This is a genomic window from Citrobacter pasteurii (genome assembly GCF_019047765.1).
In the GTDB taxonomy this organism is placed as follows: domain Bacteria; phylum Pseudomonadota; class Gammaproteobacteria; order Enterobacterales; family Enterobacteriaceae; genus Citrobacter; species Citrobacter pasteurii.
The window spans coordinates 4,030,513-4,047,365 of record NZ_CP077262.1; the positions used below are offsets into that span (position 1 = coordinate 4,030,513).

General features: G+C 50.3%; 17 protein-coding genes. 10 read left to right on the top strand and 7 right to left on the bottom strand.

Translation table 11 applies throughout. The features are described 5' to 3' along the window. Positions 1-261 precede the first annotated feature (261 nt). Positions 262-579, bottom strand: coding sequence for a transcriptional regulator BolA (gene bolA, locus I6L54_RS19595; RefSeq protein ID WP_040232707.1), 318 nt, complete (start codon positions 577-579; stop codon positions 262-264). A 306-nt stretch (positions 580-885) separates the two neighbouring features. Here bolA and I6L54_RS19600 point away from each other — a divergent pair, with 306 nt between their 5' ends. The 7 genes from I6L54_RS19600 (at position 886) to cyoE (ending at position 8,229) form a co-directional block, all read left to right on the top strand. Then, positions 886-1,464, top strand: coding sequence for a lipoprotein (locus I6L54_RS19600; RefSeq protein WP_005125164.1), 579 nt, complete (start codon positions 886-888; stop codon positions 1,462-1,464). Between the two features lie 47 nt (positions 1,465-1,511). Next, positions 1,512-2,987: a muropeptide MFS transporter AmpG gene (gene ampG, locus I6L54_RS19605; protein WP_040232709.1), complete on the top strand. Its 1,476-nt coding sequence runs from the start codon at positions 1,512-1,514 to the stop codon at positions 2,985-2,987. A gap of 448 nt (positions 2,988-3,435) precedes the next feature. Then, entirely contained in the window at positions 3,436-4,383 is a 948-nt protein-coding gene (gene cyoA, locus I6L54_RS19610) for a cytochrome o ubiquinol oxidase subunit II (protein WP_003021613.1), read from the top strand. A 19-nt stretch (positions 4,384-4,402) separates the two neighbouring features. Beyond that, entirely contained in the window at positions 4,403-6,394 is a 1,992-nt protein-coding gene (gene cyoB, locus I6L54_RS19615) for a cytochrome o ubiquinol oxidase subunit I (protein WP_003021610.1), read from the top strand. Next, positions 6,384-6,998 carry a cytochrome o ubiquinol oxidase subunit III gene (locus tag I6L54_RS19620; RefSeq protein WP_003021608.1) on the top strand — a complete coding sequence of 205 codons (615 nt, stop codon included), beginning with the start codon at positions 6,384-6,386 and terminating at the stop codon, positions 6,996-6,998. Before cyoB ends, I6L54_RS19620 begins: the two co-directional genes overlap by 11 nt. Further along, a complete protein-coding gene (locus I6L54_RS19625; RefSeq protein ID WP_003021607.1) occupies positions 6,998-7,327 on the top strand; it encodes a cytochrome o ubiquinol oxidase subunit IV in 330 nt (109 codons plus the stop codon). Before I6L54_RS19620 ends, I6L54_RS19625 begins: the two co-directional genes overlap by 1 nt. Before the next feature lie 11 nt (positions 7,328-7,338). After that, positions 7,339-8,229, top strand: coding sequence for a heme o synthase (cyoE, locus tag I6L54_RS19630; protein WP_137378452.1), 891 nt, complete (start codon positions 7,339-7,341; stop codon positions 8,227-8,229). 56 nt (positions 8,230-8,285) lie between these two features. Here the strand turns inward: cyoE and I6L54_RS19635 are convergent, their stop codons facing one another. Together I6L54_RS19635 and I6L54_RS19640 are read right to left on the bottom strand one after the other, a co-directional pair. Then, complete coding sequence (locus I6L54_RS19635; protein ID WP_005125159.1) at positions 8,286-8,609, bottom strand: DUF1493 family protein; 324 nt, start codon at positions 8,607-8,609, stop codon at positions 8,286-8,288. Between the two features lie 167 nt (positions 8,610-8,776). Further along, positions 8,777-9,151 (bottom strand): DUF1493 family protein, encoded by a 375-nt coding sequence (locus I6L54_RS19640; protein ID WP_040232711.1) that lies wholly within the window; start codon positions 9,149-9,151, stop codon positions 8,777-8,779. A gap of 235 nt (positions 9,152-9,386) precedes the next feature. Here I6L54_RS19640 and I6L54_RS19645 point away from each other — a divergent pair, with 235 nt between their 5' ends. Further along, positions 9,387-10,745: an MFS transporter gene (locus I6L54_RS19645; protein ID WP_040232713.1), complete on the top strand. Its 1,359-nt coding sequence runs from the start codon at positions 9,387-9,389 to the stop codon at positions 10,743-10,745. Positions 10,746-10,831: 86 nt separating this feature from the next. On the opposite strand, the gene I6L54_RS19650 is transcribed toward I6L54_RS19645, so the two are convergent. Beyond that, complete coding sequence (locus I6L54_RS19650; protein WP_003831002.1) at positions 10,832-11,323, bottom strand: YajQ family cyclic di-GMP-binding protein; 492 nt, start codon at positions 11,321-11,323, stop codon at positions 10,832-10,834. 174 nt (positions 11,324-11,497) lie between these two features. Here I6L54_RS19650 and panE point away from each other — a divergent pair, with 174 nt between their 5' ends. Together panE and yajL are read left to right on the top strand one after the other, a co-directional pair. After that, positions 11,498-12,409, top strand: coding sequence for a 2-dehydropantoate 2-reductase (gene panE / locus I6L54_RS19655; RefSeq protein WP_040232714.1), 912 nt, complete (start codon positions 11,498-11,500; stop codon positions 12,407-12,409). After that, on the top strand, positions 12,372-12,962 hold the full coding sequence (gene yajL, locus I6L54_RS19660) for a protein deglycase YajL (protein ID WP_040232716.1): 591 nt from the start codon (positions 12,372-12,374) through the stop codon (positions 12,960-12,962). Before panE ends, yajL begins: the two co-directional genes overlap by 38 nt. Before the next feature lie 39 nt (positions 12,963-13,001). On the opposite strand, the gene I6L54_RS19665 is transcribed toward yajL, so the two are convergent. Genes I6L54_RS19665 through I6L54_RS19675 form a run of 3 tightly spaced genes read right to left on the bottom strand, consistent with a single transcriptional unit; the run spans position 13,002 to position 16,685 of the window. Further along, a complete protein-coding gene (locus I6L54_RS19665; protein ID WP_040232719.1) occupies positions 13,002-13,790 on the bottom strand; it encodes a dimethyl sulfoxide reductase anchor subunit family protein in 789 nt (262 codons plus the stop codon). A 10-nt stretch (positions 13,791-13,800) separates the two neighbouring features. Further along, positions 13,801-14,349, bottom strand: a complete 549-nt coding sequence (locus I6L54_RS19670) for a 4Fe-4S dicluster domain-containing protein (protein WP_005125151.1) — start codon at positions 14,347-14,349, stop codon at positions 13,801-13,803. Between the two features lie 2 nt (positions 14,350-14,351). Beyond that, positions 14,352-16,685: a molybdopterin-containing oxidoreductase family protein gene (locus I6L54_RS19675; protein WP_040232720.1), complete on the bottom strand. Its 2,334-nt coding sequence runs from the start codon at positions 16,683-16,685 to the stop codon at positions 14,352-14,354. Between the last annotated feature and the right edge of the window lie 168 nt (positions 16,686-16,853).

Consider the following 16,853-nt stretch of genomic DNA (forward strand, 5'->3'; position numbering starts at 1 on the left):
CATAATCAATCACATTCCCTGTCGTCAGAATCATCCCGAAGACATTCCGAAAAATAAGACGCGCATTATAGCGGCATCACTTTTATGAGTCGAGAACGGTTATTGCGCGTTGCTGCGGCTTTTTTCACAATTCCCGGCTAATTTTTGTCTGAATACTGGACGACCTACGCAGAATTCAGACAAAACAAAACGGCCCGTAGGCCGTTTTCACATATTCTGTAGCAACATACTGGAAAAGCGTCGGTTGTTGCAAATCCGTTTTTACGCGATGCTTCCCGCCCCACGACACGGAGGCGATGCAAAAATTGTATCCTGCAATGCTTCCCACTCCTTAATAGTGTAGGTATGCAGGGCAAGGGCATGAACGGTTGTGGAAAGCTCCGCCGTTAACGTGCTGTAAATCATCCGATGACGATTAAGAAAACGTTCACCTGTAAAGCGATCGCTGACCAGCACAACCTTAAAGTGGCTTTCAGAACCTGCCGGGACATTGTGACGATAGCTTTCATCCACAACTTCGAGGAACACGGGTTGGAACGCTGCCCTTAATTTTTCTTCTATTTGCTCACGAATCATCATGAAATTTTTCCTCCGACAACGCTGAGATGTCACCCATCCCTTTAAATACTAGCCGCTTTTACCGTTTTCATTACACCTTAGCAACAAAAAATTAGCGCTTGTCTGATTTTCTCACCCAAACGAATGAAGTTTACTGAATCCTCACTTCGATTTATTGCAAAAAGTCCGTTTATGGTCTCTACAAAATCATAAAACGAACAACATGATGAATTTACATGCGTTACCCACTTCCCCTCATCGTTGGCGATGTTATGATGGCGGGAATTTTCTCTAACCATACAATTTAGATTCGCTGAGAGCCCTGGCATGTTTAAAAAAATCCTCTTTCCTTTAGTCGCGCTGTTTATGTTGGCTGGCTGCGCAACTCCGCCCACTACCATCAACGTATCGCCGAAAATTACCCTGCCACAGCAGGATCCGAGTCTGATGGGCGTGACTGTCAGCATCAACGGTGCCGACCAGCGTCAGGATCAGGCACTGGCAAAAGTCACCCGCGACAATCAACTGGTTACTCTGACCGCGTCCCGCGATCTGCGCTTCCTGCTGCAAGAAGTGCTGGAAAAACAGATGACTGCACGCGGTTATATGGTGGGTCCAAACGGTGCAGTTAACCTGCAAATCATCGTAAGCCAGCTTTACGCTGACGTGTCTCAGGGTAGCGTGCGCTATAACATCGCCACCAAAGCAGACATCGCCATTATTGCAACGGCTGCCAACGGTAACAAGATGACCAAAAACTACCGTGCAAGCTACTCTGTTGAAGGCGCATTCCAGGCCTCTAACAAAAATATTGCTGATGCCGTTAACAGCGTCTTGACCGACACCATCGCTGATATGTCCCAGGACACCAGCGTTCACGATTTCATCAAACAGAACGCTCGCTAATTTAAGCCCCCTGACCCGGCATTTCGCCGGGTCAGCTTTTAATGCCCATGTCCAATCACTATTTACGTATTTTTCAGCAACCAAAATCAGCGATTCTGCTGATGTTAGGTTTTGCTTCCGGTTTACCGCTCGCCCTGACCTCCGGTACGCTTCAGGCGTGGATGACGGTCGAAAATATCGATCTGAAAACTATCGGTTTCTTTTCTCTGGTCGGCCAGGCCTACGTATTTAAGTTTCTCTGGTCCCCGGTAATGGACCGCTATACCCCACCGTTTTTAGGTCGTCGTCGCGGTTGGCTGTTGACTACCCAGGTATTGCTTCTTATATCCATCGCCGCGATGGGTTTTCTGGAACCTGGAACGCAGTTACGCTGGATGGCGGCACTCGCAGTGGTGATCGCATTTTGTTCGGCGTCGCAGGATATTGTTTTTGACGCCTGGAAAACAGACGTTTTACCGGCAGAAGAACGCGGTACCGGTGCAGCAATCAGCGTGCTGGGCTATCGTTTAGGGATGCTGGTTTCCGGCGGGCTGGCACTGTGGATGGCCGACCGCTGGCTCGGCTGGCAAGGTATGTACTGGCTGATGGCCGCGCTACTGATTCCCTGCATTATCGCCACCCTGTTAGCGCCCGAACCCACTGACACCATTCCAGTGCCTAAAACATTGGAACAAGCGGTTGCTGCGCCGCTGCGTGACTTTTTTGGTCGTAACAACGCCTGGCTGATTTTGCTGCTCATTGTGCTGTATAAGCTCGGTGATGCCTTCGCTATGAGCCTGACCACCACCTTTTTGATCCGCGGCGTCGGATTTGATGCGGGTGAAGTCGGCGTGGTGAATAAAACGCTGGGGCTGCTGGCAACCATCGTTGGCGCACTCTATGGCGGGATCCTAATGCAGCGCCTTTCGCTGTTCCGCGCATTGCTGATATTCGGCATCCTACAGGGGGCGTCAAATGCAGGTTACTGGCTACTGTCCATCACTGACAAACACATGTTCAGTATGGCGGCCGCCGTCTTCTTTGAAAACCTGTGTGGCGGGATGGGCACGGCGGCGTTTGTCGCCTTATTAATGACGCTGTGTAATAAATCGTTCTCCGCAACCCAGTTTGCCCTGCTCTCTGCCCTTTCGGCTGTTGGTCGCGTCTATGTGGGCCCAGTGGCAGGTTGGTTCGTCGAAGCGCACGGATGGCCAACGTTTTATCTGTTTTCCGTGTTTGCCGCGATCCCTGGACTCCTGCTGCTGCTGGTTTGCCGCCAGACGCTGGAACATAGCTGGCAAAATGAGAGTTTTATTCCACGCACAGAGTTCCGTGGGGCATACAATCTGGCTTTGATGACGCTAGTAGCGGGCTGCTGTTTGCTGGCTGTTTGGCTGTTGCTGCTCACCATGAACGCGCTGGATTACACCAACTTCTCTTTCCTGGCGGGGCTGCTTGAAGTCTCAGTCGCGGTCGTCATCTGTGGCGTCGTATTTGGTGGGTTACTGGACTATCTTGCACTACGAAAAACACGTCTGATGTAATTTTTCACATTAATTTGGCCGTTGTAATCACCTTGCGTAATTATAACGGCCAAATAAACAGCAGTTAATGAAAATAATATTTGTTGTTTTGTGCGCCATAGAATTTGGAAATTATTGACTCCTTTTATAAATTCTATTTTCCTTACTCGATTCAGCCGAATCAGATTTATTTTTTGTTCATCATTTGTCTTTTTATTGTTAAACAATTGTTTTATTTTAGTATTGGTTATACCAATTGCCCTCAGCCTGTCCCCCGTCTGCCTGCTTTCGTTATAACGTGATGTCGCAACAGGTTCTTAAAGTCAAAGCGACATATATTGCAACATATGTGACATGCACGGCAGAACCCAGTAACACAGATCCAAGGATGTTTACAGTAATGTAACCTTCCCGTAAAATGCCCTCACACTTTAAACGCCACCCGGTCCCGTGGAATTGAGGTCGTTAAATGAGACTCAGGAAATACAATAAAAGTTTGGGATGGTTGTCATTAATTGCAGGCACTGCGTTACTCAGTGGCTGTAATTCTGCGCTGCTTGACCCTAAAGGACAGATTGGACTGGAACAACGTTCACTGATACTGACGGCATTTGGCCTGATGTTGATTGTCGTTATTCCTGCCATCTTGATGGCTGTTGGTTTTGCCTGGAAGTATCGTGCAAGCAATAAAGATGCGAAGTACAGCCCGAACTGGTCACACTCCAATAAAGTGGAAGCTGTGGTCTGGACGGTGCCGATCTTAATCATCATTTTCCTTGCCGTACTGACCTGGAAAACCACTCACGCTCTTGAGCCAAGCAAACCGCTGGCGCATGACGAGAAGCCCATTACCATCGAAGTGGTTTCCATGGACTGGAAATGGTTCTTCATCTATCCGGAACAGGGTATCGCTACCGTGAATGAAATCGCCTTCCCGGCGAATACTCCGGTTGAGTTCAAAGTGACATCCAACTCCGTGATGAACTCCTTCTTTATCCCGCGTCTGGGTAGCCAGATTTATGCCATGGCCGGTATGCAGACTCGACTGCATCTGATCGCCAACGAAGTCGGTACTTATGATGGTATCTCCGCAAGCTATAGCGGACCAGGCTTCTCCGGCATGAAGTTCAAGGCTATCGCAACAAAGGACCGCGCCGAATTCGACCAATGGGTTGCTAAAGCTAAACAGTCCACGAACACCATGAGCGACATGGCTGCGTTCGAGAAAGTGGCTGTGCCAAGCGAATACAACCAGGTGGAATACTTCTCCAACGTGAAACCCGATTTGTTTAAAGACGTTATTAACAAATTTATGGCTCACGGTAAGAGCATGGACATGACCCAACCCGAAGGTGAGCACAACGCACACGAAGGCATGGAAGGCATGGACATGAGCCACGCGGAATCCGCTCACTAAGGGGCCGAGGAAGAATACGATGTTCGGAAAATTGACGCTGGATGCAGTGCCGTTCCATGAACCCATTGTCATGGTTACGATCGCTGCCATTATCATCGGTGGTGCGGCCTTACTGGGCCTAATCACTTACTTCGGTAAGTGGACCTACCTGTGGAAAGAGTGGCTGACTTCGGTTGACCACAAACGCCTTGGCATCATGTATGTCATCGTCGCAATCGTCATGTTGATTCGTGGCTTTGCCGACGCCATCATGATGCGTAGTCAGCAAGCGCTGGCTTCTGCAGGTGAAGCGGGCTTCCTGCCTCCTCACCACTACGACCAGATCTTCACGGCTCACGGCGTGATCATGATCTTCTTCGTGGCAATGCCATTTGTTATCGGTCTGATGAACCTGGTGGTTCCGCTGCAGATCGGCGCACGTGACGTTGCGTTCCCATTCCTGAACAACCTGAGCTTCTGGTTCACCGTTGTCGGCGTAATCCTGGTTAACCTGTCTCTGGGCGTAGGTGAATTTGCTCAGACCGGTTGGCTGGCGTATCCGCCGCTCTCGGGAATAGAGTACAGTCCAAGCGTCGGGGTCGATTATTGGATATGGGCAGTCCAGTTGTCCGGTATTGGTACAACGCTGACCGGTATCAACTTCTTTGTGACCATCATTAAGATGCGTGCGCCAGGTATGACCATGTTCAAGATGCCGGTATTCAGTTGGGCGTCTCTGTGTGCGAACATCCTGATTATCGCTTCTTTCCCAATCCTGACTGTCACCGTCGCGTTGCTGACCCTGGATCGCTATCTGGGCACCCATTTCTTTACCAACGATATGGGCGGCAACATGATGATGTACATCAACCTGATTTGGGCCTGGGGCCATCCGGAAGTGTACATTCTGGTTCTGCCGGTCTTCGGGGTATTCTCCGAAATCGCTGCAACCTTCTCGCGTAAACGCCTGTTTGGTTACACCTCGCTGGTGTGGGCAACCGTGTGTATCACCGTTCTGTCGTTCGTTGTTTGGCTGCACCACTTCTTCACCATGGGTGCAGGCGCTAACGTAAACGCCTTCTTCGGTATTACCACCATGATTATCGCCATCCCGACCGGGGTGAAGATCTTCAACTGGCTGTTCACCATGTATCAGGGCCGTATCGTATTCCACTCAGCGATGCTGTGGACGATTGGCTTTATCGTGACCTTCTCAGTCGGCGGTATGACCGGCGTACTGCTGGCGGTGCCGGGTGCGGACTTCGTACTGCACAATAGTCTGTTCCTGATTGCGCACTTCCATAACGTTATCATCGGCGGCGTCGTATTTGGCTGCTTCGCAGGTATGACCTACTGGTGGCCAAAGGCGTTTGGCTTCACGCTGAACGAAACCTGGGGTAAACGCGCGTTCTGGTTCTGGATCATCGGCTTCTTCGTGGCATTTATGCCGCTGTACGTGCTGGGCTTCATGGGGATGACCCGTCGTCTCAGCCAGCAGATTGACCCTCAGTTCCATCCAATGCTGGTCGTTGCCGCCTGCGGTGCTGCACTGATTGCACTGGGTATCCTGTGCCAGCTGATTCAGATTTACGTTTCTATTCGCGACCGCGAGCAGAACCGTGACCTGACCGGTGACCCATGGGGTGGCCGTACGCTGGAGTGGGCAACCTCTTCCCCACCTCCGTTCTACAACTTTGCCGTTGTGCCGCACGTTCACGAGCGTGATGCCTTCTGGGAAATGAAAGAAAAAGGTGAAGCGTACAAGCAGCCTGCGCACTATGAAGAAATTCATATGCCGAAGAACAGCGGTGCCGGTATCGTCATTACCGCCTTCGCGACACTGTTTGGTTTCGCCATGATCTGGCATATCTGGTGGCTGGCGATTGCAAGCTTCGCAGGCATGATCATCAGCTGGATTGTGAAAAGCTTTGATGAAGACGTGGATTACTACGTGCCGGTCCCGGAAGTCGAAAAACTGGAAAACCAGCATTTCGATGAGATTACTAAGGCAGGGCTGAAAAATGGCAACTGATACTTTAACGCACGCGACTGCCCACGCGCACGAACACGGGCACCACGATGCAGGCCAGACCAAGATCTTCGGATTTTGGATCTACCTGATGAGCGACTGCATTCTGTTCTCTATTCTGTTTGCAACCTATGCCGTTCTGGTGAACGGCACCGCAGGTGGCCCAACAGGTAAGGACATTTTTGAACTGCCGTTCGTTCTGGTTGAAACATTCCTGCTGTTATTCAGCTCCATTACTTACGGCATGGCGGCTATCGCTATGTACAAGAACAACAAGAGCCAGGTTATTTCCTGGCTGGCGTTGACCTTCTTGTTCGGTGCCGGATTCATCGGGATGGAACTCTATGAATTCCATCACCTGATTGTTAACGGTATGGGCCCGGATCGCAGCGGCTTCCTGTCTGCGTTCTTCGCGCTGGTCGGCACGCACGGTCTGCACGTCACCTCCGGTCTTATCTGGATGGCGGTGCTGATGGTGCAGGTGGCTCGTCGCGGCCTGACCAGTACTAACCGTACCCGCATCATGTGCCTGAGCCTGTTCTGGCACTTCCTGGATGTGGTATGGATCTGTGTGTTCACTGTTGTTTATCTGATGGGGGCGATGTAATGAGTCATGCTAACGAGAGCGGCGGCGCATCCCATGGCAGCGTAAAAACCTACATGACAGGTTTTATCCTGTCGATCATCCTGACGGTCATTCCGTTCTGGATGGTGATGACAGGTTCTGCCTCTCCGGCCGTCATTCTGGGAACTATTCTGGCAATGGCAGTGGTACAGATTCTGGTGCACCTGGTGTGCTTCCTGCACATGAATAGCAAATCTGATGAAGGTTGGAACATGACGGCCTTTGTCTTTACTGTGCTAATCATCGCCATCCTGGTTGTGGGCTCCATCTGGATTATGTGGAACCTTAACTACAACATGATGATGCACTAAGAGCGGCGATTATGATGTTTAAGCAATACCTGCAAGTAACGAAACCAGGCATCATCTTTGGCAACCTGATCTCGGTGATTGGGGGGTTCCTGCTGGCCTCGAAAGGCAGCATTGATTATCCCCTGTTTATCTACACGCTGGTTGGGGTGTCACTGGTTGTGGCGTCGGGTTGTGTATTTAACAACTACATCGACAGGGATATCGACAGGAAGATGGAGAGGACCAAAAACCGCGTGCTGGTTAAAGGTCTGATTTCCCCTGCGGTCTCGCTGGTATACGCCACCCTGCTGGGTATTGCTGGCTTTATGCTGCTGTGGTTTGGCGCGAACCCACTGGCCTGCTGGCTGGGGGTAATGGGCTTCGTGGTCTATGTGGGCGTTTATAGCCTGTACATGAAGCGCCATTCCGTTTATGGCACGCTGATTGGCTCACTCTCCGGCGCAGCACCACCGGTGATTGGCTACTGCGCCGTAACCGGTGAGTTCGATAGCGGTGCGCTGATTCTGCTGGCTATTTTCAGCCTGTGGCAGATGCCGCACTCTTACGCGATTGCGATTTTCCGCTTTAAGGATTATCAGGCTGCCAACATCCCGGTACTGCCGGTGGTGAAAGGTATTTCAGTCGCGAAAAACCATATCACGCTGTACATCGTGGCATTTGCTATCGCCACGCTGATGCTAACCCTGGGCGGCTATGCAGGTTATAAATACCTGATTGTTGCTGCGGCGGTGAGCGTCTGGTGGTTGGGCATGGCGCTGCGCGGTTATAAAGTGGAAGATGACAAAGTCTGGGCGCGCAAGCTGTTCGGCTTCTCCATCATCGCCATTACCGCGCTTTCCGTGATGATGTCCGTCGACTTTATGGTGCCAAACTCGCAGAACCTGCTGACTTACGTCTGGTAAAATCTGCTGATACGAAAAGGGTGCTTCGGCACCCTTTTTATTGGCAAGAAAGCTATTCAATCATATAGCCATTTCCCGGCCTTTGCTGACTCAATAATCATCCCAACTGTCAGAGGTTTTAACTCAATATCGGGAGGCTCTTTTTTCCAGAAAGGGTATTCTTGTTCAATATAATTCCTCCCATCAAAATTCGAATATTCAATATCAAAATGTTCAAATAAATCAGCTAAAAAATCATATGCATCTTCCGGAACAAACTGAAAATCATCCTCCAGAGTCCATTCTTTAGTAACCTGCCTAAGACCAGGTCTAAACCAGCGTTCCCTGATTGGGTAATTCTTCATGATGTACTCAATAACTTCAGCTTCATAATTTCTCATCAGAAAGATGTCCACTGTATGCGATCTTTAGTCGTACTAATATCATGATATCATTAGACTTTATGATGTATTATTCATACACCCTGTTGACCTTGGTTGGGTAAATTCAGCGAATGCTAAAAGGGTACTTCGGCATCCTTTTTATTTACTACCCGATTTTGACAGCGTCAGGTCTCGTCTTTTTGTTCATCAGGCCAGATCTCAAACAACCATTTCCCCGCCTCTGCTGACTCCGCAAACATCCTTACGGTTAAAGGTAAACGTGTGCCTTCTACTTCTTCCCATTTAGCTTTGAACCATCTAGTGAATAGTGGCAAATTGTGCCACGGATAATACGGTTTCCAGTTCACACATGATAAATCGACTTTAAACTCTTTCTCATATCGAGTCAGAGCACTGTGGAGGTCATCACCGGGGACATCAAATAGTTCTGAGTCGAGTTCTAAAGGAACCTCTTTCCAGTTTTCATCCAAATACCCGGGTATTTCTTCCCTGAAAAGCTTTAACACATCGTCTTGAATACTCATTAGAATGATGTCCATTGAATACCGTCATCAGCCTGAATCAATTGGTGATATTTATTACGAAATACCATTTTCCTTTTCCCTCTTTCCATTAGAAATAACCACAAAAAGACTACACCTGTAATTATCGCAAGTAAATTAGTTGCAACTGTAACTATTTAAGTTTCCGCGCTACACAATTCCACATATCGTAGAGGTTTACCGCACTCCTTCCCCGCTTTACACTAGGCGCGAAATTAATACAGAGGTGGGAATGAACGATTACAAAATGACGCCCGGTGAGTTGCGCGCCACCTGGGGTTTAGGGACCGTATTCTCGTTGCGCATGCTTGGCATGTTTATGGTTCTGCCGGTTCTGACCACGTACGGTATGGCGCTACAGGGCGCCAGTGAAGCGCTGATAGGCCTTGCCATCGGCATTTACGGCCTGGCACAGGCAGTCTTCCAGATCCCCTTTGGTCTGCTCTCTGACCGCATTGGTCGTAAGCCGCTTATTGTCGGCGGACTGGCGGTTTTCGTTCTCGGCAGCGTGATTGCCGCGCTCTCCGATTCAATCTGGGGAATAATTCTTGGCCGCGCCCTACAAGGCTCTGGCGCGATTGCCGCCGCCGTGATGGCGCTGCTTTCCGACTTAACCCGCGAGCAAAACCGCACCAAAGCGATGGCGTTTATCGGCGTCAGCTTTGGTATCACCTTTGCCATTGCGATGGTGCTGGGGCCAATCGTTACCCATGCGCTGGGGCTCCACGCGCTGTTCTGGATGATTGCCGCCCTTGCCACCACGGGTATCGTGCTGACCATTTGGGTCGTTCCCAATAGCACCAGCCACGTACTAAACCGTGAATCGGGCATGGTAAAAGATAGCTTCAGCAAAGTGCTGGCGGAGCCCAAACTGCTGAAGCTTAATTTTGGCATCATGTGCCTGCACATTTTGCTGATGTCCACTTTCGTCGCGTTACCAGGACAACTGGCGAAAGCCGGTTTCCCCGCCGCAGAACACTGGAAAATTTATCTGGTGACGATGCTGCTGTCCTTTGTTTCCGTGGTGCCGTTCATCATTTACGCCGAAGTGAAGCGCAAGATGAAACGCGTATTCCTCGCCTGCGTGTTACTGATCCTTATTGCAGAGATTGTATTGTGGAGCGCTAACATTCGTTTCTGGGGTCTGATTGCGGGCGTGCAGATCTTCTTCCTCGCCTTTAACCTGATGGAAGCCCTTCTCCCCTCGCTTATCAGCAAAGAATCACCTGCAGGTTATAAAGGCACGGCGATGGGCGTTTACTCCACCAGCCAGTTTCTTGGCGTGGCGATTGGCGGTTCACTCGGTGGTTGGGTGGTCGAAATGTTTGATGGTCAGGCCGTATTCCTGGCTGGCGCGCTGCTGGCAGCCATTTGGTTACTGGTGGCAAGCACAATGAAAGAACCGCCGTACGTCAGCAGCCTGCGCGTGGAAATCCCACCAGAGATTGCCGCGGATGACACGTTGAAGCAGCGTCTGCTGGCGAAAGAAGGGATAAGCGAAGTGTTAATTGTGGCGAAGGAGCATTCGGCCTACGTGAAAATCGACAGCAAAGTCACCAATCGATTTGAGGTTGAGCAGGCCATAAGCTAGGCGTGAAGATTGCCGGATGGCGACTATCGTCTTATCCGGCCTACAAATAGCGTGTGCGACCTGTAGGCCGGCTCAGGCATTACGACTTAATCGCGGAAGTTTTTAAACTGGAACGGCTGGCCGAGATCACCACCGCGAACCAACGCCATGACGGATTGCAGATCGTCACGCGCCTTACCGGTCACACGAATTTCTTCACCCTGAATCTGCGCCTGCACCTTCAGCTTGCTGTCTTTGATCAGCTTAACGATTTTCTTTTGCACCGCGCTTTCAATGCCCTGCTTCAGCTTAGCTTCAACAAACCAGGTTTTACCGCTGTGCACGAAAGTTTCTGGTACGTCCAGCGAGGTGCCTTCAATACCGCGTTTCAGCAGCTTGGCACGCAAAATATCCAGCAGCTGATTAACCTGAAAATCAGACTCGCTCAGCACCTTAATCGTCTTATTTGACTCATTCAGCTCAAAAGTGGCTTCAACGCCACGAAAATCAAAGCGTGACTCGACTTCACGGCTGGCGTTATCCACCGCGTTACGGGCTTCCTGAAGATCAACTTCAGAGACAATATCGAAAGATGGCATCTTTTCCTCTCCCTTCATTTTTGATGCGAAGCATAATACCTGCAAAGTTACTCAACAGACAGCGCTATACTAGGCTGTATCCTTTCATTGTACGTGGTAGTGACATCTGCGAACAATAATGGGGTGCGGTCGATATGGATTAACACCTGGTGCTGTTGCAGGTGAGGAGGAAGAATGAAAATTACCGTACTGGGATGTGGAGCGTTAGGACAGCTATGGCTTACAGCGCTGTGCAAACATGGACATGAGGTGCAAGGGTGGCTGCGCGTACCGCAACCCTACTGCAGCGTAAACCTGATCGACACGGATGGGTCAGTTTTTAATGAATCCCTGACGGCAAACGACCCCGACTTTTTGGCAAAAAGCGACCTGCTGCTGGTCACCCTGAAAGCCTGGCAGGTTTCTGATGCGGTAAAAGGCCTGGCCGCAATTCTGCCCGAAACCACGCCCATTCTGTTAATTCACAACGGCATGGGGACGATTGAAGAGTTACATAACATTAAACAACCCCTGCTGATGGGCACCACCACTCACGCGGCACGCCGTGACGGGAACGTCATCATTCATGTCGCTCAGGGAACAACGCGTATTGGGCCGGCGCGTGAGCAAGACGGCGATTTCAGCTATCTGGCTGAAACCCTGCAAGAGGTGCTGCCGGACGTCGCCTGGCACAACACCATTCGCGCCGAGCTGTGGCGCAAGCTGGCCGTCAACTGCGTCATTAACCCGCTGACCGCATTATGGGATTGCCCAAACGGCGAGTTACGCCATCATCCTGAAAAAATAGCGCTCATCTGCGAGGAAGTGGCAGCGGTCATCGAACGCGAAGGCCACCACACATCAGCGGATGATTTACGCTATTATGTCGAGCAAGTGATTGACAGTACGGCGGAAAATATCTCATCTATGCTGCAGGACATTCGCGCCATGCGTCATACCGAGATCGACTACATTACCGGTTATTTGTTAAAACGTGCACGCGCGCACGGCATCGCCGTTCCGGAAAATGCCCGCCTGTTTGAAATGGTTAAAAGAAAGGAAAGTGAGTATGAGCGCTCAAGCACTGGTATGTCTCGCCCCTGGTAGTGAAGAAACCGAAGCGGTTACTACTATCGATCTACTGGTTCGCGGCGGAATTAAGGTCACAACCGCCAGCGTCGCCAGCGATGGCAACCTGACGATCGTGTGCTCGCGCGGTGTGAAACTGCTGGCGGATGCGCCATTAGTCGACGTTGCCGACGGCGATTTCGACATTATCGTACTGCCGGGCGGTATTAAAGGCGCCGAGTGTTTTCGCGACAGCCCTCTGCTGGTCGAAACCGTGAAGCAGTTTCATCGCTCCGGACGCATTGTCGCGGCAATCTGCGCCGCTGCCGCCACAGTCCTCGTCCCGCACGGCATTTTTCCCATCGGTAACATGACCGGTTTTCCGGCGCTAAAAGACAAGATCCCCGCCGATCAATGGCAGGACAAACGCGTCGTGTGGGATCCGCGCGTTAACCTGTTAACCAGCCAGGGACCGGGAACCTCCATCGATTTCGGTTTGAAAATCATTGATCTTCTGGTCAGTCGTGAAAAGGCTTACGAAGTTGCATCACAACTGGTGATGGCAGCGGGAATCTATAACTACTACGAGTAAGTGAGCTTGCCGGATGGTTGCTGCCATCCGGCAAAAGATTTAGAACCAGGGCGCCCCGCTCATGACATTACTGTAAAACAGCATTCTTCCCGCCAACTCTCCCGTCGCAATTAACGCCACCCACGCCCAGCTCTGTGTACCATAGTTCAGGCGCGATATTCCCCATATAGCAACGCAAATACTGGCAAATAACTGCCACCAAAGCAGAGGGCTTGACGCATCAGCGCCAGGGATATGATAGCGGAACCACAACCCACTCGTGGACAACACGATTCCAATTATAATCCCCGCATTGCATACCTTTGAAGAGGATTTATACCAATAACCGCACGCCACCGCCACGCTCATAAAACCAAGCAACACCGCCGTTGCCAGAAAGCCAAGCGGCGTGGCTAGAGTATGCCAAAGCGGGTGTAGTGCCATTTGGTAATAGACCTGAGACGTCACAAAAATTGACACCAGGCCAACAAGCGCCGTTACGCCCCCCAGAAGATTCACTCCCGGGTGCCCAGGCTTGAGCCAGCATAGCGCTAGCCAACAAAATATTACGGCATTCAATACGATAAATGCCACCACTTCCCGGCTCAACCAGGATATTCCCAACCCAGCTATTGAACGGTATGCGCCAGTAGGTGTTCCCAAGTGTACAAGGGATGCCAAAGAACCCAGCACAGTGATGACCCAAAATAACAACGCCAGCCGACGATATTGTTCAGCATTGAATTTCAGCGTGCCAAAATTCTGACACAATGTTAGTGCCAGAACACCGCCAATCCCCCATTGAGCGAAGACCGTAAAAAAGACCAATGGCAATTCATAGTGTTCCATTTCTCTCTCCTCAGTCCCGTGGCGCAATAATCACAATATTGGGCTTACTAATATTGTGATCTGGCAGATTGTAACGCTTCTCCAGTACCGTCCACTGTGTTGTATGTTCTTTGCGAAGTTCGTCTATATCACCAAACCGTAATACACTCGCAGGACAAGATTCCACACAGCGTGGTTGCAACCCTTCATCCAGTCGTTCTGCACACAGATTACATTTACTGGTTTTCCCCTCTTGCGCATCATAAACTGGCGCACTCCAGGGGCAGGCCATAATACACATTCGGCAACCAATACAACGGTCATGGTCCTGGACAACAATACCGTCAGCCCGTTTGGTATAGGTTCCGGCAGGGCACACTTTCATACACTGAGGATCGTCGCAGTGATTGCATGACATACTGATAAATGCTTGAGTATTGGGCTCATCGGTACAACGCTCACGTACCCGGCGCCATAGCACGCCAAGCGGCGTCATATTTTCCGATTTACAGGCCATACTGCAGGTCTTACAGCCATAGCAGTTCTGCATATCGATAAGAAATCCATACTGTTTAGCCATGGTTATGCCTCCCTTCTAACGTCAACCAGCGTGCTGTTACAACAGTGTCCATTACCCAGCAGCTCGACCTGATCGTTGGTGACATGGCTGCTACTCCCACCCTGTTGCTCCCACCAACCGTTATCCAGGCTCACAACCCCCCGTTTTATATGCGTCGTAACATCAGCAATTGCCCTGTGCTCTCCACGATGATTGAAAACAACAACCCACTCTCCGGCTTGGATCTGACGATTACGGGCATCTTCGGGATGAATCATCACATTCGGACGATTGCGTTGAATTTCTAGGATCCATTCATTCATACCGTGGCTCGAATGTACGCTACGTGCCAGTTTGCGCTGTACCGCCATTAACGGATACTTGCTTGCCAGTTCAGGCGAACCTTTCACCGACTCTTTCACCTGTTTCCAGGTCACCACCGGCAAGAAGTCCTTTTTGGCCCATTCCTCAATATAAAAATGTGCCTTTCCGGTTGAGGTACGAAACTTCCCATCCTTAAAGGGGATCCAATCCTCTTCAACGGGACATACCGGCCCTTTCTTCAGCATCTCACGGTTGATACCTGAACCTTTGAGACAAGTATCGATGTAATGCTCAATGGGCTGGTTAAAGACTTCGCCAAACCCAAAACGCTCGGCCAGACGTGCAAAAATCCAGTAATCCGGTTTAGCTTCTCCCGGAGGCTCTACCGCTTTCTCCATGAGTTGTACATAATGGCTGCGTACCCCCGCCATTAAACTGACATCTTCAAAAATAGTTGTCACGGGAAGTACCAGATCGGCATACAGTGCAGACGAACTCATCAGGTTGTCCGCAACCACCACAAACGGTACTTTTTTAAAGGCTTCTCTGACCTGGTTTGTATTCGGCAACTGTGTCATCGCGCCCAGCGTCATATTCCACCAGAATTTAATCGAGTGTGGTTTTTCGTGAACAATCCAGTCCCCAATTTTGGAAATGGGGATTGATGGAATTTTGGCTGCATTGGGGGCCGGGGGGATGATGGGTGAAAAATTCGCCATTTGCCTGACCCCACCCGCATCACAGACCCCGGCACCAGGCTTGCCGATATTGCCGGTTATCAACGCCAGATAAAATTGGCTGGCTGCTACGTAAGTACCAAACTCGGTTCTCTGCGCACCAGACATATTCTGAACAATCATCGCAGGTTGCGTAGAAGCATAGTCTCGCGCCAGTCGTAACACAGTTTGCGCTGGCACATCTGTTTCTTCCTCTACTTTCTGCGCTGTCCAGGGCTTCGCCTGCGCCCAAACGTTATCCAGTACGGTAGAGAAATCGCTCCCGTCGGGCAGTTCATCATTCAGCAACGCAGGCACGACGCCTGGCGCATCATGTCGCTTCACGCTTTGTGTCAGGGTATCAAACACCAGATAGCTGTCTGTATCCTGCGGATCGGCTCGCATCAATTTCTGGTGTCCATCAACCAGATAAACCGCACCGGTACGTGCCCGCAGAAAATCCGCGTCATAGCGTTTTTCTTGCATAATAATGTTGATCATCCCCAACGCCAGTGCGATATCCGTCCCCGGCACGATAGGCACCCACTCATCCGCTTTTGCTGCAGTTTCGTTAAATCGCGGATCGATGACCACCATTCGCGCCCCGTTACGTTGCGCACATGAATATTCCTTGAAGTAAGCATGCATCGTGACGGCCGGGTTATTACCCCAGCAAAGGATATAACGACTTTCCTGTATGGTGTCGCGAGTATCAGCATACCGTAACCCCACCATGGGCATCATCGCAGCAGTGACGGCAGCGCAACATAACGAGCCGACATGCTTTGTCGACCCGCCAAGATAATCAAAAAAAGCTTTACCCATATCATTTTTGATAGAGTCCATATTCCCTGAAGCGGCGGTGAGTAATAGGCCTTTATTGCCATCAGTCGCGATTGTTTCCCTGATTTTCTTTTCAATAAGATCCAGCGCAGCATTCCAGGATATCGGCTTAAATTTTCCCTCACCTTTTTCCCCTGTACGCAGCAAGGGTTGCGTCAAACGTAACGGGTGGTAGACCCATTTCGTGCGGCTAATTCCCCGTAAACAACACTTCACGTTAAAGCCTTTCGTCGCTTCAATTTTCATTAAGCGATTTTTCCAGACATAGGCCGTCAGGTTGCAGTGCAAACATTCCATTGCACAAGTCGAACGAAATGTCTGGTAATCCGATTGCTTAAGACGAAACCGGGGCAAAGGATCACCATTGGCCTGACGTAACCCCAGAAAAGTTGGCCCTAATGCCGCTAGCCCCACTACACCGAACCCTTTTAACAGAGTTCTTCTTTTTAAACGTATATTGCTCAAAGCATCCATGATCTTGCCTCCACAAGAGTTCACCATTAGTGAATCATCGTTCACCAATAATCAACTTGAGGCATATCAAGATCTAATCACTTAGAGGTAGCCATCTTTTTGAATCGCGAAGGCAGTAATGGTTTCTGACTCAATGGTATAATCACGAGATATCTAAAAAAGAGAACG

Bases quoted from the DNA above. Each gene is read 5' to 3' on its own strand.
- bolA (WP_040232707.1), bottom strand. From the start codon at position 579: ATGATGATTCGTGAGCAAATAGAAGAAAAATTAAGGGCAGCGTTCCAA.
- I6L54_RS19670 (WP_005125151.1), bottom strand. From the start codon at position 14,349: ATGGCTAAACAGTATGGATTTCTTATCGATATGCAGAACTGCTATGGC.
- I6L54_RS19640 (WP_040232711.1), bottom strand. From the start codon at position 9,151: ATGGACATCATTCTAATGAGTATTCAAGACGATGTGTTAAAGCTTTTC.
- I6L54_RS19650 (WP_003831002.1), bottom strand. From the start codon at position 11,323: ATGCCATCTTTCGATATTGTCTCTGAAGTTGATCTTCAGGAAGCCCGT.
- yajL (WP_040232716.1), top strand. From the start codon at position 12,372: ATGAGCGCTCAAGCACTGGTATGTCTCGCCCCTGGTAGTGAAGAAACC.
- ampG (WP_040232709.1), top strand. From the start codon at position 1,512: ATGTCCAATCACTATTTACGTATTTTTCAGCAACCAAAATCAGCGATT.
- cyoB (WP_003021610.1), top strand. From the start codon at position 4,403: ATGTTCGGAAAATTGACGCTGGATGCAGTGCCGTTCCATGAACCCATT.
- cyoA (WP_003021613.1), top strand. From the start codon at position 3,436: ATGAGACTCAGGAAATACAATAAAAGTTTGGGATGGTTGTCATTAATT.
- I6L54_RS19600 (WP_005125164.1), top strand. From the start codon at position 886: ATGTTTAAAAAAATCCTCTTTCCTTTAGTCGCGCTGTTTATGTTGGCT.
- I6L54_RS19675 (WP_040232720.1), bottom strand. From the start codon at position 16,685: ATGGATGCTTTGAGCAATATACGTTTAAAAAGAAGAACTCTGTTAAAA.
- I6L54_RS19620 (WP_003021608.1), top strand. From the start codon at position 6,384: ATGGCAACTGATACTTTAACGCACGCGACTGCCCACGCGCACGAACAC.
- I6L54_RS19635 (WP_005125159.1), bottom strand. From the start codon at position 8,609: ATGAGAAATTATGAAGCTGAAGTTATTGAGTACATCATGAAGAATTAC.
- panE (WP_040232714.1), top strand. From the start codon at position 11,498: ATGAAAATTACCGTACTGGGATGTGGAGCGTTAGGACAGCTATGGCTT.
- I6L54_RS19665 (WP_040232719.1), bottom strand. From the start codon at position 13,790: ATGGAACACTATGAATTGCCATTGGTCTTTTTTACGGTCTTCGCTCAA.
- cyoE (WP_137378452.1), top strand. From the start codon at position 7,339: ATGATGTTTAAGCAATACCTGCAAGTAACGAAACCAGGCATCATCTTT.
- I6L54_RS19625 (WP_003021607.1), top strand. From the start codon at position 6,998: ATGAGTCATGCTAACGAGAGCGGCGGCGCATCCCATGGCAGCGTAAAA.
- I6L54_RS19645 (WP_040232713.1), top strand. From the start codon at position 9,387: ATGAACGATTACAAAATGACGCCCGGTGAGTTGCGCGCCACCTGGGGT.